The organism is Pseudomonas sp. SID14000, assembly GCF_002165135.1.
GTDB lineage: Bacteria > Pseudomonadota > Gammaproteobacteria > Pseudomonadales > Pseudomonadaceae > Aquipseudomonas.
Window position 1 is genome coordinate 41,943 of the sequence record NZ_NFZQ01000008.1, and the last position, 23,520, is coordinate 65,462.

21 protein-coding genes are annotated in these 23,520 nt (G+C 64.1%); 8 read left to right on the plus strand and 13 right to left on the minus strand.

The annotated features are described in order from the left end of the window. Positions 1-97 precede the first annotated feature (97 nt). Positions 98-973 carry an AEC family transporter gene (locus CAY82_RS13500; RefSeq protein WP_087501646.1) on the minus strand — a complete coding sequence of 292 codons (876 nt, stop codon included), beginning with the start codon at positions 971-973 and terminating at the stop codon, positions 98-100. Positions 974-1,232: 259 nt separating this feature from the next. On the opposite strand from CAY82_RS13500, the gene CAY82_RS13505 reads away from it, so the two are divergent. Further along, positions 1,233-2,537, plus strand: coding sequence for an MFS transporter (locus CAY82_RS13505; RefSeq protein ID WP_087501647.1), 1,305 nt, complete (start codon positions 1,233-1,235; stop codon positions 2,535-2,537). 127 nt (positions 2,538-2,664) lie between these two features. Here the strand turns inward: CAY82_RS13505 and CAY82_RS13515 are convergent, their stop codons facing one another. The 8 genes from CAY82_RS13515 to CAY82_RS13550 form a co-directional block, all read right to left on the minus strand. Then, complete coding sequence (locus tag CAY82_RS13515; protein WP_087501648.1) at positions 2,665-3,627, minus strand: D-glycerate dehydrogenase; 963 nt, start codon at positions 3,625-3,627, stop codon at positions 2,665-2,667. Between the two features lie 10 nt (positions 3,628-3,637). Continuing rightward, positions 3,638-4,930, minus strand: coding sequence for an MFS transporter (locus CAY82_RS13520; protein WP_087501649.1), 1,293 nt, complete (start codon positions 4,928-4,930; stop codon positions 3,638-3,640). A gap of 58 nt (positions 4,931-4,988) precedes the next feature. Then, complete coding sequence (locus CAY82_RS13525; RefSeq protein ID WP_087501650.1) at positions 4,989-5,939, minus strand: sugar kinase; 951 nt, start codon at positions 5,937-5,939, stop codon at positions 4,989-4,991. Further along, positions 5,932-6,723, minus strand: a complete 792-nt coding sequence (locus CAY82_RS13530; protein WP_087501651.1) for an AP endonuclease — start codon at positions 6,721-6,723, stop codon at positions 5,932-5,934. Before CAY82_RS13530 ends, CAY82_RS13525 begins: the two co-directional genes overlap by 8 nt. A gap of 68 nt (positions 6,724-6,791) precedes the next feature. After that, positions 6,792-7,811 (minus strand): transcriptional regulator PtxS, encoded by a 1,020-nt coding sequence (gene ptxS / locus CAY82_RS13535; protein ID WP_087501652.1) that lies wholly within the window; start codon positions 7,809-7,811, stop codon positions 6,792-6,794. Between the two features lie 273 nt (positions 7,812-8,084). Continuing rightward, positions 8,085-9,329 carry a cytochrome c gene (locus CAY82_RS13540; RefSeq protein WP_087501653.1) on the minus strand — a complete coding sequence of 415 codons (1,245 nt, stop codon included), beginning with the start codon at positions 9,327-9,329 and terminating at the stop codon, positions 8,085-8,087. Between the two features lie 12 nt (positions 9,330-9,341). Beyond that, the gene (locus CAY82_RS13545; protein ID WP_087501654.1) at positions 9,342-11,126 is read right to left on the minus strand and encodes a GMC family oxidoreductase; all 1,785 of its coding nucleotides are present in this window, start codon (positions 11,124-11,126) and stop codon (positions 9,342-9,344) included. A 3-nt stretch (positions 11,127-11,129) separates the two neighbouring features. Next, positions 11,130-11,870 (minus strand): gluconate 2-dehydrogenase subunit 3 family protein, encoded by a 741-nt coding sequence (locus CAY82_RS13550; protein WP_087501655.1) that lies wholly within the window; start codon positions 11,868-11,870, stop codon positions 11,130-11,132. 403 nt (positions 11,871-12,273) lie between these two features. Between CAY82_RS13550 and CAY82_RS13555 the strand changes: the two genes are divergently transcribed. From CAY82_RS13555 to CAY82_RS13585, 7 genes are all read left to right on the plus strand, one after another. Further along, positions 12,274-13,602, plus strand: coding sequence for a hypothetical protein (locus CAY82_RS13555; RefSeq protein ID WP_087501656.1), 1,329 nt, complete (start codon positions 12,274-12,276; stop codon positions 13,600-13,602). Positions 13,603-13,634: 32 nt separating this feature from the next. Then, a complete protein-coding gene (locus CAY82_RS13560; protein ID WP_087501657.1) occupies positions 13,635-15,866 on the plus strand; it encodes an Ig-like domain-containing protein in 2,232 nt (743 codons plus the stop codon). Between the two features lie 15 nt (positions 15,867-15,881). Beyond that, positions 15,882-16,355 carry a curlin gene (locus tag CAY82_RS13565; RefSeq protein WP_087501658.1) on the plus strand — a complete coding sequence of 158 codons (474 nt, stop codon included), beginning with the start codon at positions 15,882-15,884 and terminating at the stop codon, positions 16,353-16,355. Between the two features lie 16 nt (positions 16,356-16,371). After that, on the plus strand, positions 16,372-17,817 hold the full coding sequence (locus CAY82_RS13570; protein WP_087501659.1) for a curlin: 1,446 nt from the start codon (positions 16,372-16,374) through the stop codon (positions 17,815-17,817). 275 nt (positions 17,818-18,092) lie between these two features. Then, complete coding sequence (gene alkB, locus CAY82_RS13575) at positions 18,093-18,740, plus strand: DNA oxidative demethylase AlkB (protein ID WP_087501849.1); 648 nt, start codon at positions 18,093-18,095, stop codon at positions 18,738-18,740. Positions 18,741-18,909: 169 nt separating this feature from the next. Then, complete coding sequence (locus CAY82_RS13580) at positions 18,910-19,197, plus strand: hypothetical protein (protein ID WP_063914184.1); 288 nt, start codon at positions 18,910-18,912, stop codon at positions 19,195-19,197. Positions 19,198-19,283: 86 nt separating this feature from the next. Then, positions 19,284-19,898 (plus strand): Yip1 family protein, encoded by a 615-nt coding sequence (locus CAY82_RS13585; RefSeq protein WP_087501660.1) that lies wholly within the window; start codon positions 19,284-19,286, stop codon positions 19,896-19,898. 19 nt (positions 19,899-19,917) lie between these two features. Here the strand turns inward: CAY82_RS13585 and CAY82_RS13590 are convergent, their stop codons facing one another. From CAY82_RS13590 to CAY82_RS13605, 4 genes are all read right to left on the minus strand, one after another. After that, positions 19,918-20,178, minus strand: a complete 261-nt coding sequence (locus CAY82_RS13590; RefSeq protein WP_087501661.1) for a DUF1652 domain-containing protein — start codon at positions 20,176-20,178, stop codon at positions 19,918-19,920. A gap of 184 nt (positions 20,179-20,362) precedes the next feature. After that, positions 20,363-21,292 carry a DNA-3-methyladenine glycosylase gene (locus CAY82_RS13595; RefSeq protein WP_087501662.1) on the minus strand — a complete coding sequence of 310 codons (930 nt, stop codon included), beginning with the start codon at positions 21,290-21,292 and terminating at the stop codon, positions 20,363-20,365. Positions 21,293-21,643: 351 nt separating this feature from the next. Further along, on the minus strand, positions 21,644-22,531 hold the full coding sequence (locus CAY82_RS13600; protein ID WP_087501663.1) for a pirin family protein: 888 nt from the start codon (positions 22,529-22,531) through the stop codon (positions 21,644-21,646). A gap of 96 nt (positions 22,532-22,627) precedes the next feature. After that, on the minus strand, positions 22,628-23,500 hold the full coding sequence (locus tag CAY82_RS13605; protein WP_087501664.1) for an alpha/beta fold hydrolase: 873 nt from the start codon (positions 23,498-23,500) through the stop codon (positions 22,628-22,630). Positions 23,501-23,520: the final 20 nt, after the last annotated feature.

Genomic DNA, 23,520 nt, shown 5'->3' on the forward strand with positions numbered 1-23,520 from the left:
CGGCCTCTTCGCGGGTAAACCCACAGGTCCACCACAAGCCTGGGACCTGCGCTGTACCTGTGGGAGCGGGTTTACCCACGAAGAGGCCAGTACAGGCTTACATCCACCAGGCCAGCACCACCGGTAACCAGGCAAACGACAGCACCGTGGAACACATCACCAGGTTCGCCACCTTCTCCGGCTCGCGATTGGCGCGCACCGCCATCAGGTAGTTGAACACCGCCACCGGCATCGCCGACTGCACCATCAGCACCGCCCGTTCCAGGCTGGCCATGCCCAACGCCACGCCTACTGCCCAGCCCACGGCAGCCCCCAGGCCAATACGCAAACCGCCAAGCAGCATGCCGCTGCCCACATGGCGCAGGCGAATGCTGGCCAGCGACACGCCCAAGGTCAGCAACATCAGCGGGATGGTCATGCCACCCAGCAGGTCTGCCGTATTGGCCAGCCAGCGCGGCAATTCGAAATCGAGAAAGATGATCGGCATGGCTCCGGCCAGGCTGATCACAATGGGGTTGCGCAACAGTGCCTTGAGCGAAGCCACAGTACCGGAAATGGCCATGCCGAGGGTGAACTGCACGATCGACAGGGTCAGGAAGAACGCCACGGCCAGGGCCAGGCCGTGCTCGCCAAAGGCATACAGGCTGATCGGCAGGCCCATGTTGCCGGTGTTGGGGAACATGAACGCCGGCAACAGCACCCGCCAGTGCTGGCCCGATGCACGGCACACCAGCAAGCCGGCCAGGGCCATGCCCAAGGTGCACAGCAGACAGGCCATGGCCATGCTGGTAAAGGCGTTCGGGTCCAGTTCAGTGCGGCTGAGCGTGGACAGCACCAGCGACGGGGTGCCGACGGTCATCACCACCCGGGCGATAAATTCGGTGGGGTAGTCCAGGCCCTTGCGGGCCCAGGCATAGCCGATGCCAGCGACGATGAAAACCGGGGCCAGGACGGCGAACAGTGACGCGAACATAGGGGCCTTCCTTGGGGTGGGCCCAGCATTATGCCGCAGACTGCGGCGTCTCGTCGCACACCCAAGCCCCTTGGGCAAAACCGCTCAAGCCCGTAGAATCCCGCTTCCTTTTCGCCTGTCGCCTTGAACGGTGGCAACCGGCAGCAATGACAGTCGCATCCAGCCCAGGCACTCCGTGCAGCCCCTCGGCCCCGTTCGGGTCGAGCCGGTGTGCGCGTCCGAAAAGGCGCTCGTTCCGCTCATCCACCTAGAGGTACGTATGTCTCCGCGTTTGCTGGCCATGGCGCTGGCGCCCCTGCTCGGGCTGTTCATCATTGCCCTGGGCAACGGCTTCATGTCTTCCCTGACCACCTTGCGCCTGGGCGCTGCCGGTGAGTCAGCCACCACCATCGGTGTCGTCTCCTCGACCTACTTCATCGGCCTGACCCTCGGTGCCATCTTCAACGACCGGTTGATCCTGCGCATCGGCCATATCCGCGCCTACACCAGCTTCGCCTCGCTGATTGGCGTGACCATCCTGTTGCAAGGTCTGTTCTACGACGTCACCTGGTGGTCGCTGCTGCGCCTGGTCAACGGCTGGGCGGCGGTGGGCGTGTTCCTGGTGATCGAAAGCTGGCTGCTGCTGGCCGGTGACGCCAAGATCCGCGGCCGCCTGCTGGCGCTGTACATGATTGCCTTCTACGGCGCCGGGGTCATCGCCCAGGCCGGCCTTGGCGAAATCACCCATATGGGTGACACCGCACCATTCATGCTGGCCGGCGTGCTCGCTGCCCTGTCGGTACTGCCCATCGTGATCCTGCCGCGGGTATCGCCGCTGCTGGACCAGGTCGAACCGCTCAAGCCGCGCCAGTTGCTGGGTGTGGCACCGTCGGGCCTGGTCGGATGCTTCGGTTCGGGTGTGGCCATTGCCGGCATCTATGCCCTGCTACCGCTATACCTGCAGCGCATCGGCCTGGATGTGGGTGAGGTCGGCAACATGATGGCCTGGGTGATTCTTGGTGCCATGCTGCTGCAGTACCCGGTCGGGCGCTGGTCCGACCGCAAGGACCGCCAGGATGTACTCATCGCCCTGGCCGCGCTGTGCGTGGTGCTGTCGCTGGTCACGGTATTCCTGCCGTCGGATTCGATCCTGCTGCCGGCCATGCTGTTCCTGCTGGGCGGTGGCGTGTTCACCCTGTACCCGGTAGCGGTCAGCCATGCGGCCGACCGGGCGCCTTCCGATGCGCTGGTACCGATGATCCAGGGCCTGCTGCTGATCAACTCGCTAGGTTCGGCCATGGCACCGGTGGCGATTTCGCCGATGATGACCGAGTTTGGCGAGGCCGGGTTGTTCTGGGCGTTTGCCGTGGTTAACCTGGCCATGGTGTGCTTCTTCATGTGGCGCCGTGGCAAGCGCCCGGCGGCAGAGCACCCGGCCCCGTTCACCGCTTCGACCACCTTCTCGCCGACCGGTGCCGAGCTGCGGGTGACCGAAGACCTGATGCATGCGGCGCAGGAGCACCCGCCGCTGGAGCCCGTGGAGGCCTCTGCGCCAGCGCAAGCGCAGCGTTCAGAACCGCATTGAATTGGCAGGGCCCCTGTGGGAGCGGCTTTAGCCGCGAACACCGGCGCAGCCGGTGCCATGCACCGCGTTGGATTCTTCGCGGGTAAACCCGCTCCCACAGGGGCTGCGCAGGCTTGTGGATCTGGCGCTAGCCATTCACCAGGTTCACCGGGCGCTCGCCGGCCAGCGCACTGAGCAGGTTGTCCACCGCACAGCGCGCCATGGCCTGGCGGGTTTCCTCGGTTGCAGAGCCGATATGTGGGGTCGCCACCACGTTGTCCAGCTGCAACAACGGCGACTGCGCCGGCAACGGCTCCTGCACGAATACATCCAGGCCGGCGCCGCGTATACGCCCGGCACGCAACGCGTCGATCAGCGCTGGCTCATCCACCACGCGCCCGCGGGAAATGTTCACCAGGATTGCCTGTGGCTTCATCAGCGCCAGTTCCCGCGCGCCGATCAGGCCTTCGGTGCTGGGACCCAGCGGCACGGTCAGGCAAACGAAATCCGCCTGCTGTAACAGCTCATCCAGGCTGCATTGACGCGCGGCATAGCGCGCCTCCACGCCAGGCTTGGCACGCTGACTGTGATACAGCACCCGCATGCCGAAGCCAGCCGCGGCGCGCCGGGCCAGGGCCTCGCCGATGCGGCCCATGCCGACGATGCCCAGTGCCTTGCCGTGCACATCGCTGCCGAAATGCGCCGGGCCAAGGTTGGCCTTCCAGTGACCGTCTCGCACCCAGTTCGCCAGTTCCACAACGCGCCTGGCGGTGGCCAGTATCAGGGCAAAGCCGGTGTCGGCGGTGGTTTCGGTCAACACGTCGGGCGTGTTGGTCAACATCACGCCACGCCTGCTGAGCTCGGCGATGTCGTAGTTGTCCACGCCGACCGAAACGCTGGACACCACTTCAAGTTGTGGCGCCAGGTCGAGCAGGCTGGCGTCCAGGCGCAGGCTGGCCCCCAGCAGCCCGTGTGCACCCGGCAAGGCGTCGCGCAGGCGCGCCAGGCCATCGGGCCGGGTGGTATCCACCCAGGTCACTTCGACGTGCTCCTGCAGGCGTGCCATCAGGTCATCGGAAAGGCGTTTGTACAGGACGATTCGCTTCTTCATTGCAGGTTTCCTAATGGTTCATGGCCAGACGCGAGTTGCCGCGCTTGGCCCGGCCAGATGTCTGGGAGGTGTTGAGTGCGGCGGTAAGCGCCACTGCGGTAAGCAGTGCACCGCACATGAACAGGTAGGAGGCGCCGGGCCCCCCCGTGACGCCATTGAGGTAGCCCACCAGCCACGAGCCGCCGAACGAGCCCAGCGCGCCCATGCTGTTGATCAGCGCCATGGCACCGCCGGCGACGTTGGCCGGCAGGATTTCGGGCACGATCGCGAAGAACGGGCCATAAGGTGCATACATGCAGGCACCGGCGATCACCAGCAACGCGTACGACAGCCAGAAATGCTCGCTGCCCAGGGCATACGAGCCATAGAACGCCACGGCGGCGATCAGCAGTGGCGGCCAGACGAAGCGCTTGCGCTTCTGCAGGCGGTCGGACGCCCACGACACACCGACCATGCCCAGCACCGCCGCCAGGTAAGGTACCGACGACAGCCAACCGGCCTGCACGATATCGAGGTTGGCCGCCTGCTTGAGGATCGACGGCAACCACAGCACGAAGCCATACACACCGATGCTCCAGCAGAAGTACTGCAGCGCCAGGATGATCACCTGCGGCGAGCGGAACGCCTCGCGGTAGTTCTTCACCGGCTTGATGCCTTGCTGCTCGGCGGCCAGCGCCTGCTCCAGGGCGACCTTTTCCTGCTCGCTCAGCCAGTTCACCTGGGCCGGGCGGTCATCCACCAGGCGCCACCAGAAGAACGCCCAGATCACCGCGGGCAGGCCTTCGATGATGAACATCCAGCGCCAGTCGTAATGCTTGACGAGGTAGCCCGACACCACCGACATCCACAGGATGGTCACCGGGTTGCCGAGGATCAGGAAGGTATTGGCGCGCGAACGCTCGGCGCGGGTGAACCAGTGGCACAGGTAAACCAGCATCGCCGGCATCACCGCCGCTTCCACCACTCCGAGCAGGAAGCGGATGCCGATCAGCATGTAGACGTTGCTGACCACGCCGGTGAGCGTGGCAAGGCCACCCCAGAGGATGAGGCAGACCAAGATCAGCTTTTTCACACTGCGTTTTTCGGCGTAGATGGCACCGGGTACCTGGAAGAAGAAGTAGCCGAGGAAGAACAGTGCCCCCAGCAGCGAAGACAGCGCTGGGGTGATATACAGGTCTTCAGCCATGCCGGAAGCGGCGGCGAAGCCATAGTTGGCGCGGTCCAGGTACGCCAGGCTATAGGTGAAGAACACGATCGGGATGATGTACCACCAGCGGCGAGGGGCCAGGCTTTGGCTTTGCATGGTTTGTTTCTCCTGAGCTTTTTGTTTTTGTTGCAACAGGTGATTCGGGGTCGAGTGTTCAGGCGCTTCTGCGCAGGTCATGGGCTTCCAGTTCATGGCGCAACGGCAACCCTTCCATGTCGCCACGCGACTGCACGGCGCGGCTGCCGCACCAGTTGCCACGCGCCACTGCCTCGGCTACCGGACAGCCCTCCAGCAGCGCGCTGAGCACGCCGACGGCAAAGGCGTCGCCGGCGCCAACGGTGTCCACCACATGGCTGACCGGCACTGGCGCCACCTGGCCTTCACCCTTGGCGCTGCGGAAGTAGGCACCGGCGTCGCCCAGCTTGATCACCACCAGTTCCACCCCTTGGTCGAGGTAGAACGCGGCGATGTCTGCCGGAGTGTGCCGGCCGGTCAGCAGCCGGCCCTCTTCCAGGCCTGGCAGAACCCAGTCGGCCTTGACCGCCAGGGCATTGATCTCGCGCACCATGCTGTTTTGGTCAGGCCACAGCGAGGGGCGCAGGTTGGGGTCGAACGAGATACTGCGCCCGGCGCCGCGCATGGCATCGACCAGCGCATGGGACAGCGCCCGGCAGCTCTCCGATAGCGCCAGCGGAATGCCGGTGGCGTGCAGGTGGCGGGCCTGCAGCCAAGCCGGACAAAGCAGCGCTGACGACAGCCGGCTGGCCGCCGAACCACGGCGGAAGTACTCCACCGCCGGATCGCTGCCGTCATCGCAGCGGGCCTTGAGCTGAAAGCCGGTGGGACAGCTGGCATCCACCTCGACGCCGGAGCAGTCCAGGCCTTCGCGGCGCAAGCTGTCGAGCACGAAACGGCCCAGCGAATCATCGCCCACCCGGCTCAGCCAGCGGACCTTGAAGCCCAGCCGCGCTAGGCCGATGGCCACGTTGCTGTCGGCGCCGGCGATGCGCTTGCCGAACTGGCCTACACTGGCCAGATCGCCGGCCTGCTCGGCCACGAACATGGCCATGGTCTCGCCGAAACACAGCACGTCATGCTCATGCATGGCTCAGCTCCTCACTCGAAGCCACACCCTGCCCCAGCGCCGCCAGGTCGCGTACCTGGGCACGGGTCAGCGCCAGCAGATCGTCGCTCACCAGCGGGTACTCGACGGCACGCACCACGCCAGGGACGAACTCGGCCAGCAGCGCTGCCCACTCCTGCAGGTCCTTGGCCTGTGGTGGTACGGCAGCAAGGCGGCCATCGGCCAAGCGCTGCACGGCCTTGCAATGCACATAGCGCACCCAGCGGCCAAGCTGACATGCAGCTTGCCGGGCAGACTCGCCCTGCCACTGCCAGTTACCGATGTCGAAGGTCATGCCCAGGCTCAGCCCAAGCTCGTCGGCGCGCAGGAAAAACTGCTGCAGGGGTTCAATTCGTCCGCCTTGCGCTGTCTGGTCATTCTCCACCAGCAGCAACGGCCCGTGTGCCGGCAACAGCATCGCCAACGCCGCGACATCACAGCCTGCATGGTAGTGCCCCAGGGAAACCTTGAGCGCTACCGCGCCAAGGGTCCGGGCGGTTTCCAGCTTGTACTCCAATTGCGGGTCAGGCTCGCCTTGTGCGGTCCACAACTCAAGGGGCGTGGAATACAGGCACTCCAGGCGCAGCGCAGCAATGGCTGCAGACAGCGCTGCAGTGTCCGGCGTGCCGGTGAACAGTTCTTCGCGCAGTTCCACGCGGGTAACGCCAGCAGCAGCCAGCATGTCAAGGAATTGCTCCTGGCCACGTTGCCGGACAAAGTCGGCACCGTAGCTGGAGAGGCTGATGGAAACGGGGTTCGGGTGCATTGTTGTTGTCCTTGTGAAACCGGTTTCATTTTTTTGACGGCAGCAGGCACGCAGATGCCTGCCTCTGATTACTGTGGCTGGGTTGAACCTCGGATGATCAGCTCGGCCTTGAAGGCGATACGCCGGGCTGCCCCACTGTCGCCGCGCAGGCGACCGAGCAGGCTCTCGAATGCGGCCACGCCGATACGCTCGGTAGGCTGGGCCAGTGCAGTGATGCCACTGCCGACCAAGGGGTACCAGTCGAGGTCGTCGAGGGCGATCAACCCGACGTCCGCGAACAGATTGCGCCGTGCCTCGTGCAGGGCCCGGGTCACCGCCAGGGTGGCGACACCGTTGAAGGTAAAGATGGCCTGCGGGCCGTGGCCACTGTCGGCGAGGAACGAAGCCAGCTGGCCATCCAGCCCGGCACCGATTTCCAGCACCTGCTGGCGCATACCGGGGCGACGGCTGACCGAGGCGCCGAAAGCCTGTACCCGCTCCAGGCGCGAGCTGGTGCCGTCGAGAGGTTCGGTTACCGCCAGGATGTCGCGGTAGCCTTGCGCCTGCAGGTGGTCGAGGGCCTGCTCGACCGCGTCGGCATTGTCCAGGCCCACCAGGTCGACATTCAGTTCGGGCAACTGGCGGTCGACCAGCACCATGGGAATGTCACGCTGCAGGTTGAGCAGTTCGCCGGGGTGATGGCCAAGCGTGTTCACGATAAGCCCTTCGACGTTGTAGGACTGCAGGGCCACCAGGTGATGACGCTCCTGCTCGTCGTCGCGGTTGGTGTTGCACACCACCAGGCTGTAGCCGTGCTTGCGGCAGGCGGTTTCCACGCCATGCATCACGGCCACTGAATAGGGGTTGAGGATATCGGCCACCAGCATGCCGATCAGGCGCGTCTGGCCGCGCTTCAGGCCACGGGCCATCTGGTTGGGGCGGTAACCGAGGCGCTCGATGACTTCTTCCAGGCGCTTGGCAGTGGCCTCGGCGAGCAACTGGCGATCGCCACCGATGTAACGGGAGACGGTGGCTTTGGAAACACCAGCGACACGCGCTACTTCGCTGATGGTGACCCGTTCGCGGGCATGGGCAGGCGCGTCGGTCATGGGTTGTCCTTATGATTGTTTTGATACCGATGAAACCGGTTTCAATACAGCAAAATCGTACGCATTCGTCAACATGCCGTTGGTCGGGAGGGCGATATATATGCGTAGTAAATACAATAAGAATATGCTTTAACCAACTGATATATATAGGAAAGTAAACACAAAACCCTGTGAGAGCGGGTTCACCCGCGAATGCGATTTTGAATGTGCCGACGCATTCGCGGGTAAACCCGCTCCCACAATGGATTGGGGGGTGCAGACAGGGGGATGCAGTTAACGGAGGGATTTCACGTCACTGGCGGTGACGGCATCCCCTTGGTTACCCCAACTGGTCCGGATGAAGTTCACCACCTCGGCAACCTCCTGGTCACTCAGGCGCCAGCCGAACGCCGGCATGGTGAAGTTCGAAGGCGCAGCGTGCGTCGCCGGCACCGTGCCCCCCGCCAGCACAACATGAATCAGCGATGTGGCATCCGCTGTCTGCACCACCGGGTTACCGGCCAGGGCCGGGAACACGCGGGTATAGCCTTGGCCATCGGTACGGTGGCAGGCCGCGCAGTTGTCGATGTACACCGCCGCCCCAGGCTTGCTGTCGTCGCCCTTCCACAGCGCATCCGCCACCTGTTTGTCGTAGACGTGCGGCCGGTCCTCAGGGTTGCTCGGTGGCAGCGTCTTCAGGTAGCGGGCGATGGCGGTCAGGTCGGCGTCGCTCATGTGTTGCATGCTGTGCTCGACCACGTCGCTCATGCCACCGAATACTGCACTGCGGTCGCTACGGCCGGTCTTGAGAAACTGCACAAGTTGCGCTTCGCTCCAACTGCCCAGGCCGTCCTTGTGGTCGCCACGCAGGTTCTTGGCAATCCAACCTTCCAGCGGTGCACTACCGGCCAGGAACTGCTCGCCATCCTGTGGGCTGAGTGCCTTTTCCTGCATGGTCAGCGCCCGCGGCGTGTGGCACGCACCACAGTGCCCCAGGCCCTCGACCAGGTAGGCACCGCGGTTGACCACCGGGTCGGCCGCCGCCGATGCCTGCCAGGGCTTGGCCTCTGGTGCGAACAACTCCCGCCATATCGCCAGCGGCCAGCGCATGCTCAGTGGCCAGGGGATGTCGGTGGCCTTGTTCGGCTGCTCGACCGGCGCCACACCTTTCATGAAGTAGGCATACAGCGCCTGCATGTCCTGCTCGCTGATGCGTGCATAGGACGGGTATGGCATGGCGGGGTACAGGGTGCTGCCGTCCTTGCCGATGCCCTTGCGCACCGCCTGGTCGAAGTCTTCGAAGCTGTACTGGCCGATACCACTGGCCGCCGGCGTGATATTGGTGGAGTACACCGTGCCGATCGGCGTTTCCATCGGCAACCCGCCGGCGAACGGCTTGCCGCCCTTGGCGGTATGGCAGGCGACGCAGTCACCGGCGCGGGCCAGGTACTCGCCCTGGCGTACCTGGACATCGTCATTTGGCGCGGCCTGAGCAACCACGCTGACACCCAGCAGGGTTGCGATCAACATTGTCTTCATGCGCATCGCTCCTCAAGCCTGGACCAGCGGGCCAGGGTTTTTCAGGTACTGCTCGCGAATGGCGCGGGCCGACCAGTAGGTCAGTGCGGCCACCAGCCCGGTCGGGTTGTAACCCAGCCCCTGAGGGAACGCCGAAGCCCCCGGGACGAACACGTTGTGCACGTCCCAGCTTTGCAGGTAGCGGTTCAACGCACTGGTTTTCGGGTCGGTGCCCATGATTGCGCCGCCGTTCAGGTGGGTAGTCTGGTAGCTGGCGGTGTTGAAGTGGTCCTTGACCTTCTTGCCCAGCACGGCAATGGTCTTGGGGTTCATCGCCTGGGCGATCTTGCTCAGCTTGTCGACCATGAACTGGTTCATCCTGATGTCGTTTTCCTGCCAGTCGAAGGTCATGCGCAGCAGCGGCTGGCCGTAGGCGTCGCGGTAGGTCGGGTCGAGGTCCAGGTAGTTGCCACGGTAGGACTGGTGGGCGCCATGCGCGTCCATCGACACCTGGTGGGTGTAGTAGTCGGCGGTGGCCTTCTTCCAGGCGCTGCCCCAGGCCGGCGTGCCTGGCGGGGTCGCGCCGCCTGCAATCGGCCGTGTGCCGGCCTGGTTCACCCACATGGGCGAACCACCAACGAAGCCGTGTGGGCCATGGTCGAAGTTGTCGGCGTTGAAGTCATCGATGGCAATGCCGTTGCCACCGGCGCCGATGAAGTTGTTGGTGTAGGTGTCCTTGTCGAAGAACGCCTTGACCGTACCCATGTTCTGGTAGGCGAAATTGCGCCCGACCACGCCTTCGTTCTTGACGGGGTCGTACGGTTTGCCAATACCGGAAAGCAGCATCAGGCGCACGTTGTTGAACTGGAACGCCGCCAGGATCACCAGGTCCGCCGGCTGTTCCACTTCGCGCCCTTGGGCGTCGATATAGGTCACGCCGGTGGCCTTGCGCTTGCTGTCGTCGAGGTTCACCCGCAGCACATGGGCATTGGCCCGCAATTCGAAGTTCGGCACCTGGCGCAGCGCCGGCAGGATGTTCACGTTGGGCGAGGCCTTGGAGTACATGTAGCACACGTAGCCGCTGCAGAAACCGCAGAAGTTGCACGGCCCCATCTGCGCCCCGTACGGGTTGGTGTACGCCCCGGAAGTGTTGGCCGACGGCAGGTTGTAGGGCTTGTAGCCCAGGCTGGCCGCCGCCTTTTCGAACAGTTTGGCCGACACCACGTTTTTCTGCGAAGGCAGCGGGAACGGGCTGGAACGGTCCGGCGCATAGGGGTTGCCGCCCTTCCCTTCCCCTACGACCTGGCCGTTGACGGTCCAGGCCTGGCCAGAGGTACCGAATACCTTTTCGGCGAAGTCGAAGTGCGGTTCCAGTTCTTCGTAGGTGACCCCGAAGTCCTGGATGGTCATGTCCTCAGGGATGAACTTGCGCCCGTAGCGCTCTTCGTAGTGGCTGCGCATACGCAGTTCCATCGGGTCCACCCGGAAGTGCACGCCCGACCAATGCAGGCCGGCGCCACCGACACCTTTACCCGGCAGGAAGGCACCGAGCTGGCGATTGGGCAGTGCCACGTCATTCATGCTGTGGCGGATGGTGACCGTTTCTTTCGACACATCGACGAACAGCTTCTTGCGCACGCTGTAGGTCAGCTCGTCGATCACCTGCGGGTAGCTGCCTTCCGGGTAGGTGTCCTGCATCGGCCCCCGCTCCAGGGCCACCACCTGCAGCCCGGCCTCGGTCAGCTCCTTGGCCATGATCGCGCCGGCCCAACCGAAGCCGACGATCACCGCATCCACTTTCTTCAACACAGTCGCCATGCCTCAGGCCCTCTCGCCACGGATCGAAACAGCCGGAAACGGGTATGGCTCGTTGCGCTCGACCCAGTCCATGAAATCGGCGCGGGCGCCGGGGAAGCCGATCTGGGTCCAGCCGACCATGCCTTTGTTGCCACCATGGATGGGGTCGCAAAAGAACCCTTCACGGGTGTTCTGCACCAGCAGGCTGAAAAACACCTTGGCCGGCACGGTGTCGAAAACTAGCTCTCCAGCTTCGATCTTGCTGAGAATGCGGTCTCGGGTAGCGCTATCTTGCGCAGCAAAAACTTGCCCGGAATTGGCTTTGCACCAGCCGTCCACGGCGGCGATGCCCAAGCGGTAGATCTGTTGCGGGCTGAGTTGCAGCTGGTAACCCAGTTCGGGCGCGGCGTCGGCCTTGAACGGCCCCTGCATGTACCACTGCGCGCCGGTTGCGTAAGGGGTGTTCATCTGCCGGTCGATGAATTCGGCAGCACCGGCTTCAAGTGCACCAGGGCCAAGCTCGTCGGCCGGGATGATGCGGGAAACGGCCGCCTGCACGAAGGCCCACTCCTCGGCAGTGAAGAACGTCGGCTGGTAGTTGCCTGCTGGCGGCGTAGCCGGCACCTTGGGCTCGTGTTGCGGGGCCGCAAGCAGTTGACCGGCGCCCACGCCAAGCCCCGTGCTGGCCACGGTGACCACAGGGATCAAAGTCAGGGTCTTGCGCAGAAAGTCCCTGCGCGGGTTGTCTGGGGCATGCTCAGGCATTGCGAATCCTCATCGGCTGAATGCGGCCTTGAAAAGCGCCATCTGATTTTCAATGTGGGGGGTGATCTTGATAGGCCATCAAGAAGACAGCCGGATAATCTAGCGCGTTCAGAAATGTTTTGAAACCGGTTTCATTTTTGACAGACCTGCCTGGCAAGCCAAACCGAGCCAGACGCAATACATGTGGGAGCGGGTTACCTGCGAAGTTGCTTGGACCCTGTCCCAGTCCCCAACCTTGGGGGCACGGTGCCCACCGGCAAAAGCCTGCACATGCCGTCGCAAAGGAATTGGATCCCTTGCCCTGCAAGGCCTGCAGCACATTCTTTGCGGTTTGGCACGCCTATTGCCGACCTCCTGCCAGACGCCCCAAGTCCATGGGCCCGTTTGCAGGAGGAAATGACTCATGCACCGACCGATACCTCACCCGCTGGCAGTGGCGATTTTCGCAGGCATGCTCCAGCTCCCGGCGCAGGCTGCCTTGAATGCTGTCGACCCAGGCGCGTACGTCCCCGCCAACGGTGGCTTCCCCGCCTGGTACCAGGACAGTCACGGTCGTACCCTCGACCTGTGCCTGACCAAGGCGGTCAGCTCGCGTGTCCCTGGCGCGCCCGGCGCACCGTCATACATGTGCACCTTGCTGCCCACCCCCGGTGTTTTCGACGATACCCAACCCATCGCCTTCCCCACCAACTTCCCTGACGAGGCGTTCTGGTTCACTGCCGACGCCGCCATCGTCGACGCCACCCGCGGTATCGACCTCAGCTACGGCACTGCAGTCGAAGCGGCATTTGCCGCCGAAGAACCGGTCGACGGCGACCAGGTCAGCTTCGCCCGGGTACGTATCCGGGTCGACGTGCCAACCGCCGGCACCTACGTGATCACTCACCCCTACGGCGTCGAAGTGTTCGACGTACCTGCGGGCGGGCGCCGGGCGATCAACATGACCCGCGACATCGGCATTGCCGGCGCAGGCGACTTCACCGGTGCCCTCAAAGGCGATGTCGGGCCGTTCCTGCGCAGCGTCAACGGGCCCTACACCGAAGGCAGCGAGCGCTTCATCGGCGACCCGAACCTGGAGGAACGGGTGACCGGCAGCCCGTTCAACACCAACTACGTGCGCATAGAAGGCCCCGGCGGCATCGACCTGCGCACCGAGCTGTTCGCAGTCTCGGGCAAGCTATCCGACGTGACCCTGCCAACCCCGCTGATGCCGCAACGCAGCACTTACTCGCGGCATACCGAGAACGGCGACCTGCGCGCCCAGCAGGACATCTTCGTCATGGCCCCGCCGCCGCCGGCGAGCGTCGCCCTGAGCAGCCAGACACCCAACCTGAACCTCACCGAGGCCAACGGCACTGGCGCCTGGTACGCCCAGTCGGTCCTCGACCCAGCCGCCGGGACGATCCTGACGCTGACCGCCGACAACAGCGTGGCGATCCCGGCCAGCAGCCCGACCACTGCCAACGTGCCGTTGACCGATCTGGTCACCATCACCCAGGCCCAGTACCACCTGTCCACCGGCGAACTGACCCTGGTGGCCAGCACCAGCGACGAAACCACGCCGCCGGTACTGACCGCGCATACCGGCAACGGCACGTTGATCGGCAACCTGAGCGGCAACGGCGCCGTGAAGACGTTGAGCACCAGCCTGTCGCCCGTCCCGCCAGCCAAGGTGCAGGTCACCAGTGCCAATGGCGGTAGCGACACCGAAGACGTGGTGCTGGTGCCATGAACAGACAAAGGCTCAGCCTTCAAGGAGGCAGCATGAACACTTGGTCGCGCCGTGCGCTGTTGGCCGCCGGTTTATCCCTTACCGTTACCAGCGCCGCCTTTGCCGCGCTGTCTGATGTCGATCCGGGGCCCTACACCTTCGCCACCGGTGGCTACCCGATGTGGTACAAGGACAGCCTCGACCAATCCCTGGAGCTGTGCCAGTCACGTGCCACCAGTACGCTCGCGCCAGGTGCGCCAGGGGCACCCGCCTACATGTGTACCTTGTTGCCCGAGCCCGGCATCTACGACGATGCCCTGCCGCTGGTGTTCCCGGACAACTGGCCGCCAGAGATGTTCTGGTTCCTGGCTGAAACCAGCATTGCGCAGGTTGGCAACAGCGGCTATGAGCTGGAGGTCTATGTAGCCGGGGTGGAAGCTGCCTTCGCCGCAGAAAACCCGGTCGATGGTGATCAGCAAAGCTTCGCCCGCATCCGTATTCGTGCTTCGGTACCACGCCCCGGTACCTACACCATTACCCACCCTTACGGAGTGGAGACGGTCAACGTCACCACGGCAGGCCGTCGGGCGATCAACATCACCCGCGACATAGGCATTGGCGCTCCTGGCAACTTCCGGGGAGCGCTGGCGGGGGCGATCGGCCCTTGGCTGAAAGGTGTTGGCGGGCCTTATACCGCGGTCAATCCCGATACTGGCGCCACCGAAACCTACATCGGCGACCCCAATATCACGGAGGCGGTGACCGGCAGCCCCTTCAATACCAACTTCGTGCGCATAGAAGGCCCCGCTGGCACCATCCAGACCAACGTCTTCGCTGTTTCTGGCAAGGTACTTGACCAGCGCGCCCAGACCCCGGTCACCCTGGAACGCGCCACCTATTCGCGCAACGCCACCGGCACTCGTACGGAGGTGTTCGCCAAGGCCCCCAACTCAGCCAGCCTGTGCATGCGCAATGGCATTGCCCTTGTCGGCACCCCGCCTTCGCCGTGCCAGTACACCCTCACCGCCGACAACAATGGGCTGTTCTTCCACCAACAGCTCAGCCAGGACCCACCAGCGCCAGTGGTAGTAGTGACCGCCAGCGACGCCGCCGGCGGCACCCAGCCGACCGCCCTGTCGAGCAAGCTCACCGACGTGGTCAAGGTCAGCACCGCACGCTACGACTGGGCCAACAAGCGTCTGCTGATCGAAGCCAGTTCCAGTGACGAGGTGACGATCCCTGACCTGCTCGCCCAGGGTTACGGTCGCCTGTCCAAGGCGGGCACGCTGCAAAGCCTGACCGTCAACGATGTGCCGCAGCCACCGGCCACCATCACGGTCAAGTCGGCACGTGGCGGCAGCGATGTCGAACCGGTGGTAGTGGTCGGCAACGCTCCGGTCGAGGCGGCCAACCAGCCGCCGTTGGCCCAGGCCGATACCGGTAGTACCAGCGTCGGTATCCCGATCACCCTCAACCTGCTGCAGAACGATAGCGACCCGGACGGCAACGTGCCGCTGACCATCAGCGACCTGACCCAGCCCGGAACCGGTCTTGGCGGCGTGGTGATGAACGGCACCACCTCGGTTACCTACACCCCGCCAGCCGGGGCCACGCAACCCGTGGTCGCCACGTTCAGCTACCGGGCGGTGGATGCCAAGGGCCTGAAGTCGGAACCGGCCACGGTCACCATCAACGTCGCGCCCAACCGGGCGCCGACCGCCAACCCGGAAACCGTCGCCACCCTGGGCGTGCCTTTGACCATCAATGTGCTGGCCAACGACACCGATCCGGAAGGCAACGTGCCGCTGAGCGTTGCTGCGGTCACCCAGCCGGCTGCCGGCCGGGGCACAGTCAGCACCAACGGGACCACGGTGACCTACACCCCACCGGCCACGGTGACCACGGCCTTCACCACCACCTTCACCTACCAGGCACGTGACTCGCTGGGGGCGCTGTCCAACTCCGGCACCGTCACCGTCAACGTATCGCCAAGGCCCGCCGCCGAAACCTTCGCGGTCACGGCTGCCACGGTCACGGCACGCTCCAACAACCGTTACAACTGGGACCTGAGCGGCACCTCTTCGGTCACCACCGGCAACACCGTCACTGTACGGGTGACCACCACTACCGGCGTGCAGACCCTTGGCACCGCCACGGTAGCGCTGACCGGCCGCTGGCGCCTGGCCGTGAGCAACAGCACCACAATCATCCCGACCGCAGCACCGACGGCAACGATCACCACCAGCCAGGGCACCACGCGCACTGTCAATGTTGTCGTGCAGTAAAGGCCGGAGGTTGCAATGAAACACCTGTCCCCCCTGCTGCTCAGCCTGGCCCTGGCGGGTCAGGCCAGTTGGGCCGAGGACCTGATGGACAATGCCGACCTCGCGCCCGGCAATGACCTCGGCGAACCGGTGATCATCCGCCTGCTGCCGGCCGGCGCCGGCCAGGCTGCGGTGATCGAGCAGCAAGGCTCGGGTAACCGCGCTGCCCTCGACCAGAATGGCCAGGCCCTGCTGGGCCGCATCGTCCAGGCCGGTGGCGCGCAGGAAGCGTACATCCTGCAGGAAGGCAGCGACCTGATGGCCATCATCAATCAGCAGGGAAACGGCAACAGCGCGTCGATCCGCCAGCGCGGCAGCAGCAACAGCGCGGCCATCGACCAGATTGGCAACGACAACAGCGCCACCATCGTGCAGGCCGGCACTGGCCTCAACAGCTCCGTGACCCAGGCCGGCACTGGCCAGCATGTTCAGATCACCCAATACCGATAGACCTGGAGGCACCACCATGTACAAGCTCGCTCCGTTAAGTGCCGCTATCGTCCTGGCCCTTGCAGGTCAGGCCATGGCTGCTGACAGCACTTCCTCCCAGACCCAGGACGGCAAGGAAAACATCGCCGAAGTCAGCCAGACCCTGGCGCCATTCGCCTCGGCCACCCAGACCCAGACCGGCAAGGGCCACAACCACCTGGCGGTGCAAACCGAGAGCACCAGCGATATCCAGCAGAGCGCCACCGGCCAGTACAACGCCGGCTACGCCGAGCAACTGTTCGAAAACGGCAGCCAGATCACCCAGCACGCCGGCGGCAGCTACAACGATGCCTTCGCCAGCCAGTCGCTGGGCCTGGGCAACGAATCGCTGCAAACCCAGCAAGGTGCCGAAAACACCTCGACCGTGTGGCAGGACAGCCAGGAAGGCAGCAAGGCCACCACCTTGCAATCCGGCCAGCGCAACGAAGCCTTCATCGAACAGACCTTTGGTGGCAGCAACAACCGCAGCAGCATTAACCAGGCCGGCCAGGACAACTATGCCGCCGCCGAGCACTTGAACCACGTCGGTGGCGATATCCAGATCTACCAGGATGGCCAGGGCAACTGGGCGTATGGCGATCAGCGTGACGGCACCGGCGGCACCATCGGCATTGGCCAGTACGGTGGCGGCAACTCGGTGGAAGTGTGGCAGGACACCCAGACCGGCAACCAGGCATCCGTGACCCAGTCAGGCCAGATGAACGAAGGCTATATCGACCAGAGCTTCGGCATGAACAACAAGGTCAGCCTGTCGCAACAGGGTACAGCCAACGCCAGCTGGTCGGACCAGTTCGAGACCAACAACTCGACCACCACCATCACCCAGACCGGTAGCAACAACCTGCATTTCACCTACCAGAACGGTGAAAACCACAACCTGACCATCAACACCAAGGGCAATGGCAACAGCATCACCGCCAGCAACTGGAAAGGCGCCAAGATGGGCGGCCAGTTCGGCACCAACCACAACGCCACCATCAACCAGAACGGCAATGGCAACGGCGTAAACCTGACCCAGAACGGTGACAACCAGCTGGCCACCCTGAGCCAGAAAGGCACCGGCAACCAGATGGAGACCAAGCAGTCCGACATGAACAACGAGCTGTACTTCGAGCAGAACGGCACTGACAACATCCTGATCGCCGACCAGCGTGGCACCGACAACTATGCCTACGGCAACAGCCAGGGCAACGGCAACGTCATCAACCTGGACCAGTCCGGCTACAGCAACCAGAGCTACACCAACCAGCTGTACGGTGGCGGCAACGAAGCCACCATCAAGCAGGCTGACAGCATCAACAGCGCCTACGTGACCCAGGGAGGCCAGGGCAACAAGGCGTACGTTGACCAGAGCGGTGTCGCTCAAACCGCAACCATCAGCCAGCTGGGCAGCGCGAACCTGGCCACTGTGACCCAGCAGTAAATCGCTCCCCCCTTGAACCGCGGTGCTCCTCTCCCTGGTGCCGCGGTTCCTTTTTATTTCTGTCACAACTCCTTTTTTATTGATTTAGCGAGGGCCTTGTAGGAGCAGCCTTGTGCTGCGAAGGGGCCGGCAATGACCATACATATCTGTTGCCTGCACCGGCCTCTTCGCAGCACAAGGCTGCTCCTACAAAGCGGGGTGCCTTGTCCACCCGGGCATAGGTCAGACCTGCCAAGCGCATTACAATGGTCCATCCCAAGCCGATGCCCAATCCCATGATCCAGTCAGACCTCGACCTGTTCGGCCCCCAGCCGCAACGCCTGGCCAGCCACACCGTGCTGCTGCCCGGCTTCGCCCTGGCCGAAATCGAGGCGCTGCTCGACGCCCTGCGCCCGGTGCTGCGTGCCGCGCCGTTCCGGCACATGTACACCCCGGGTGGCCTGCGCATGGCGGTCGGTCTGACCAACTGCGGCACCCTGGGCTGGGTCAGTGATGAACACGGCTACCGCTACAGCCCCTGCGACCCGCTCAGCGGCAAACCATGGCCCGCGCTGCCCCCAGTGTTGCTCGACCTGGCCGCCCGTGCTGCGGCCATGGCCGGGTTCGACGATTTCGTGCCGGATGCCTGCCTGGTCAACCATTACCTGCCGGGTACCCGCCTGAGCCTGCACCAGGATCGCGACGAGCAGGACTTCGGCCAGCCGATCGTGTCGGTGTCACTGGGCTTGCCGGCGGTGTTCCTGTTCGGAGGCTTGCAGCGGGCCGACAAGACCCAGCGCATCCCACTGAACCATGGTGATGTGCTGGTCTGGGGGGGCGCAGACCGCTTGCGTTTTCACGGCGTGCTGCCAATCAAGCCCGGCGTGCATCCGCGCCTGGGTGAACGGCGGATCAACCTGACCTTGCGCAAGGCCGGTGGCTGAATCGGATCTGCGGCCCGTCACCCGGTGCAAACAGGACGAACGCACATGAAACACGTTGAACATCTTGGCCAGGCAAGCTTCAAACGATAAACCACGCCCTCTTCAGCCTGGAGCCTGCCATGCCCTGTCAGCCCTGTTCCCCGATCCTTCGCAGTGGAGCCGCGCACCCATGAAAATGCCCTGCCGCGCGCCCAATGCCTCACTGCAACTCGATTACGTACGCGACACCCTGTTCGGCCCGGTGGCGCAAAGCGTGGAATGCCAATGCCAGCTCGCCGCCCTCAACCTGCAAGGCCGTCCGGGCCTGCGCCTGCACATCTGCCCACCACTGCCCGACAAGGTCGACCGTGCCCACAGCGTGGCCTTTGTCTGGGACGGGCGCAGCTACCATGGTGTGGTCCGCGACCAGGGCAAGTGTGGTGATGGCGGCCTGAACCTGCTGCTGGAACTGCAGTAACACGATCAACGGCTACCAACCCGGCTGAACCCACCAGGCGTGGCGCGTCTCCATAGCAAAAGGACCTACGCCTACCGGAGAACGCCATGAACAGTCCATTGCTCAAGCTCTTCACCCACCCCGCCGACGCCTGGCTGGATATCCGCCGGGCCGAGGAAGACCACCCGCAGCAATATCTGCCACGCCTGCTGGCCTTGGCCTTGATTCCCGCCGTGTGCCTGTTCATCGGCACCACCACCTTCGGCTGGAGCCTGGCAGCCGAGGAACGGGTGCGCCTGAGCATGGGCAGTGCCGCGCAACTGGCGGGCTTGCTCTACACCACCACGGTGGCCGGGGTGATGCTGATGGGCACGATGATCCGCTGGATGTCGCGCGGTTTCGATGCTCAGCCCAGTCTCAACCAGTGCATCGGCTTTGCCGCGTACTGCGCCACGCCATGGTTCTTTGCCGGGGTGGCCGGCCTGCTGCCGATCCGCTGGCTGGCGCTGGTAGCACTGCTGGCAGCCTCGGTGTATGCCAGTGTGTTGCTGTATGGCGGGTTGCAGACCTTCCTGCGACTGAAGAAGGAACAGGCCATGCTGTTCGCGACCTGCGTGTGGGGGGTGGGTTTACTGCTGCTGGTGACCATCCTGGTGGCCATGATCCTGTTCTGGTTCAACGGCCTGATGCCGGAATATGTGCGCCCGGCCAGCCTGGGCTGACCAGGGCGCAGTGGCGCGCTCAGGCAATTGCCTTGAGCGGCGTCGGGTGGCTGTCACGCAGCGCGTGCAGCTGCCCCACCAGGTTGACCAGGTCACGGCAACTGTTGAGGCTTTGCAGCGGGACCCCGCTCAGGGTCACGCCATCATCGAGGCTCTGGCCCTGACCCAGGCGGATGGTCAAGTTGGCGCCGTCCGGGCAGCTGACTTCACAACGGTCGGGCAGACAGGCCTGCTCGATCATCTGCCGCATTTCTAGCATCGAAACTCCTATCAACGACATGGTACGACCCTCTCTGTGGGATGGCCTGTTGTGTGAGTACGCCTTTGTCAGGCGAGGTGCCAATTGATATTGCGCATGCCGCGACAGGCATCCATGCGCCAAGGCAATGATCATGCGGGGAATCCTCTAGCACCTTAGTGGAAGATTGCTTGCACAGGCCGAGTGTTCGAACGCAATGGCAGACTTAACGACGAGCGGTCCCGGCAGGCCCTAGTGATGCCCACAGGTGCTGGGCCGCATAGGCCCGCCACGGTCGCCAGGCCAGGGCTCGTAGCGCCAGTTGAGCGTCCTCGCCTTCGAGCAAGCGCAACGCCTTGACCAGCGCCACGTCGCCCAGCGGCAAGGCATCGGCCGCGCCAGCCTGGCGCAACGCCAGGTAGTGCGCGCTCCAGGGGCCGATACCCTTGAGTTGGCACAGGTTGCGCAGCAGTTCATCCAGCACTTGCCCGCGGCGTAGCAGCCCGGGCTCGGCCAGCAAGGCACTGGCCAGCGTGCCCAGGGTGGCGGCGCGCGCCCGCGGCATGCCCATGCCATCGAACTGCGCAGCCGCCAGAACCGGCAGCGTCGGGAACACGTGGCTCAGGCCCGGAGCAGGCCAACGCAAGGGCACGCCATGGCGGTGCACCAGGCGGCCGGCCAGGGTCATGGCCCCGGCCACACTGACCTGCTGGCCCAGCACGGTGCGCATGGCCTGCTCGCAGGCATCCCAGCCTTGTGGCACGCGCAGGCCTGGGCGTTCCTGTAGCAAACGGGCCATCAGCGGATCGCGGGACAGCTCGGCATTGATGCGCGCTGGGTCGGCATCGAGGTCGAAGACCCGCCTCAACCTGACGATCAGGCCGGGTAATGCATGGGCCGGGACGCCTTCAAGGCGGACCCGCAGGTACTGGCTACCCGAAGGGGTAGCGTGCAAAACGGCGTGGTGGCCGGCAACCACCAAGGTGCGGCGGTAGGTGCCATCGCGGCAGGCCTCGATGCCGGGGATGCAGCGGGCAGCGAGGAAGGACAAGGTCGAGGGCCAGTGGTAAGGGGCACGGTAACGCAGCCACAGGGTGTGGTGGCCTTGGGTGGGCAATGATCGGCGCACGGCGTGCAGGGCGGTGAGCTTGGGCATGGCTGTATCATGCCAGCAAATGTAATACCTGTACTGGCCCTATCGCCGGCAAGCCAGCTCCCACAGGTACAGCGACAATCTCGAGAGCAACGCTGTACCTGTGGGAGATCGCCCAGCCCTTTTGGGCTGCGCTGTCGCGCAGAAAACAAATATCGCTCGTTTGACGCGTCCTTTGTAGGAGCAGCCTTGTGCTGCGAAGAGGCCGGTACAAGCACTAGATAGGCTTCGTCAGTACCGGCCTCTTCGCAGCACAAGGCTGCTCCTACAGAATCTCAAACCAATGAGTTATGTGTTGTTCCATGAGAACTGGCTTGCCGGCGATAGGGCCGGACAAGCTTCAATCAACCAGGATCAATGCGCCGCACCGTCCCGCGCATCCTGCATCTGCCCGAACCGCCCGGCATGGAAGTCATCGAACGACTCGGCAATCTCTGCCTGGCTGTTCATCACGAACGGGCCATAACCCACGATGGGCTCGTCGATCGGCTCACCGCTGAGCAGCAGCAGGCTGGCACCTTCCAGCGCTTCAACAGCAACATCCTCCCCCCCGCGGTCAAGCAGCACCAGGCTGGATGGGCCGGCTTCGCGCTCGCCGTTGATCCGCACATTGCCGCGCAACACCACCAGTGCCGCATTGCGCCCGGCGGCCACCGGCAACAGCAAGGCTGCACCGGCATTCAGGCGCAGATCCCAGACATCCATGGCGGTAAAGGTCCGCGCCGGCCCCGAATGCCCACGGTAGTCACCTGCAATCACTCGCAGGCTGCCGCCCTCGCCATCCAGCGCCACCACCGGGATGTCCTCGGCCAGCAGCGTCTGGTAACCAGCCGCTGCGCGCTTGTCCCGCGCCGGCAGGTTGACCCACAGCTGCACCATCTCCAGCGTTCCGCCAGTGCGGGCGAAGCCTGGGGAATGGAACTCTTCATGGATGATGCCGTTGGCAGCAGTCATCCACTGCACGTCACCGGGGCCGATCAAGCCGCCAGCGCCGGTGGAATCACGGTGCTCCAGTTCGCCCTGGTAAACGATGGTCACGGTCTCGAAGCCCCGGTGCGGATGCTGGCCAACGCCACGCCGCGCACTGGTCGGGGTGAAGTCATGAGGGCCGGCATAATCCAGCAGCAGGAACGGGCTGATCTTGCTGGCCAGGGTGTCGTAGGTGAACAGGCTGCGCACCGGGAAGCCATCACCTACCCAATGGGCGTGAGGGCTGCGGTGAATACCCAGAATCTTTTTCATGAGAAGGCTCCTCTCTTGGTTGAGATAACCTTATCAATGACGCCAATAGGACGGTAGCCGGCTTGCGTGGCATTCATTGTTCCATCAGTGGAACAGTCAGCCTTGCAAGAAACCGAGCACCTGTTCAGCAGCCATGTTCGGGTCTTCCTGCATGAAGCAATGCCCGCCGGCAACCTGCCGCGCGGTCACATTGTGGTTTAGTGCAACCAGGCGGTTCACTGAATGGGGCACGAAGGGATAGGTGTGCTCGCCATACAGCACCCGCGTGGGCGTGCGAATCGCCGCCAGGCTGGCCCACATGCGCTTGGGGAACGAACTGAAGATTTCCATTTCGCGGCTGGGCCGGCACTTGAGTACCACCGCTTCACCACAGTCGCCGATGGCGTGCTCGACATAGGCCCGCAGCGCCGCATCGGTCCACCCCTTGAAGATACCCCGCCCATGCAGCGAAGCCAGGGCTGCCTCGCGGTCGGGCCAGTGGCTGCGACGGCTGGCGGCCTTGCGCGCCAAGGTATGACGCTGGTGCAAGCCGACCAGGGCTGCAACCCCCATTACACTCAGCATGCGCCGGCTGAAAAGTACCGGGTCAAGCAGCACGGCACGCGTGAACAATTGCGGTTCAGTGGCCAGGATCAGGCCGGTGAGCACGCCTCCGAAACTGTGCCCCACGGCAAAGCGCGGCACATCGCCATACTCGCCTCGCCCGGCTGCGAAAGCGTCCACCGCCAGCGCAGCAGTACGGTTCCAGCCACGAAACACGCCGCCATGGTCACTGTCACCATGCCCCTGGACATCGCTGAGCCACAGGTCGAAATGCTCGCCCAGGCGCATCAGCAATGGCTGGTAGGCCAGGCAGCAGAAGCCGTTGCCGTGCAGAAAATGCAGCAGCGGCTTGCCACTGGCCGGGGTTCGCCAGCCACGCAGGGTGAAGCCTTCGGCGCATTCGTGGGACCAGGGAATCAACTGCATCGGCTTGCTGTACTCGCGGG

Bases quoted from the DNA above. Each gene is read 5' to 3' on its own strand.
- CAY82_RS13605 (WP_087501664.1), bottom strand. From the start codon at position 23,500: ATGCAGTTGATTCCCTGGTCCCACGAATGCGCCGAAGGCTTCACCCTG.
- CAY82_RS13570 (WP_087501659.1), top strand. From the start codon at position 16,372: ATGTACAAGCTCGCTCCGTTAAGTGCCGCTATCGTCCTGGCCCTTGCA.
- CAY82_RS13550 (WP_087501655.1), bottom strand. From the start codon at position 11,870: ATGCCTGAGCATGCCCCAGACAACCCGCGCAGGGACTTTCTGCGCAAG.
- CAY82_RS13545 (WP_087501654.1), bottom strand. From the start codon at position 11,126: ATGGCGACTGTGTTGAAGAAAGTGGATGCGGTGATCGTCGGCTTCGGT.
- CAY82_RS13530 (WP_087501651.1), bottom strand. From the start codon at position 6,723: ATGCACCCGAACCCCGTTTCCATCAGCCTCTCCAGCTACGGTGCCGAC.
- CAY82_RS13600 (WP_087501663.1), bottom strand. From the start codon at position 22,531: ATGAAAAAGATTCTGGGTATTCACCGCAGCCCTCACGCCCATTGGGTA.
- CAY82_RS13500 (WP_087501646.1), bottom strand. From the start codon at position 973: ATGTTCGCGTCACTGTTCGCCGTCCTGGCCCCGGTTTTCATCGTCGCT.
- CAY82_RS13515 (WP_087501648.1), bottom strand. From the start codon at position 3,627: ATGAAGAAGCGAATCGTCCTGTACAAACGCCTTTCCGATGACCTGATG.
- ptxS (WP_087501652.1), bottom strand. From the start codon at position 7,811: ATGACCGACGCGCCTGCCCATGCCCGCGAACGGGTCACCATCAGCGAA.
- CAY82_RS13505 (WP_087501647.1), top strand. From the start codon at position 1,233: ATGTCTCCGCGTTTGCTGGCCATGGCGCTGGCGCCCCTGCTCGGGCTG.
- alkB (WP_087501849.1), top strand. From the start codon at position 18,093: ATGATCCAGTCAGACCTCGACCTGTTCGGCCCCCAGCCGCAACGCCTG.
- CAY82_RS13595 (WP_087501662.1), bottom strand. From the start codon at position 21,292: ATGCCCAAGCTCACCGCCCTGCACGCCGTGCGCCGATCATTGCCCACC.
- CAY82_RS13540 (WP_087501653.1), bottom strand. From the start codon at position 9,329: ATGAAGACAATGTTGATCGCAACCCTGCTGGGTGTCAGCGTGGTTGCT.
- CAY82_RS13580 (WP_063914184.1), top strand. From the start codon at position 18,910: ATGAAAATGCCCTGCCGCGCGCCCAATGCCTCACTGCAACTCGATTAC.
- CAY82_RS13565 (WP_087501658.1), top strand. From the start codon at position 15,882: ATGAAACACCTGTCCCCCCTGCTGCTCAGCCTGGCCCTGGCGGGTCAG.
- CAY82_RS13525 (WP_087501650.1), bottom strand. From the start codon at position 5,939: ATGCATGAGCATGACGTGCTGTGTTTCGGCGAGACCATGGCCATGTTC.
- CAY82_RS13520 (WP_087501649.1), bottom strand. From the start codon at position 4,930: ATGCAAAGCCAAAGCCTGGCCCCTCGCCGCTGGTGGTACATCATCCCG.
- CAY82_RS13590 (WP_087501661.1), bottom strand. From the start codon at position 20,178: ATGTCGTTGATAGGAGTTTCGATGCTAGAAATGCGGCAGATGATCGAG.
- CAY82_RS13555 (WP_087501656.1), top strand. From the start codon at position 12,274: ATGCACCGACCGATACCTCACCCGCTGGCAGTGGCGATTTTCGCAGGC.
- CAY82_RS13560 (WP_087501657.1), top strand. From the start codon at position 13,635: ATGAACACTTGGTCGCGCCGTGCGCTGTTGGCCGCCGGTTTATCCCTT.
- CAY82_RS13585 (WP_087501660.1), top strand. From the start codon at position 19,284: ATGAACAGTCCATTGCTCAAGCTCTTCACCCACCCCGCCGACGCCTGG.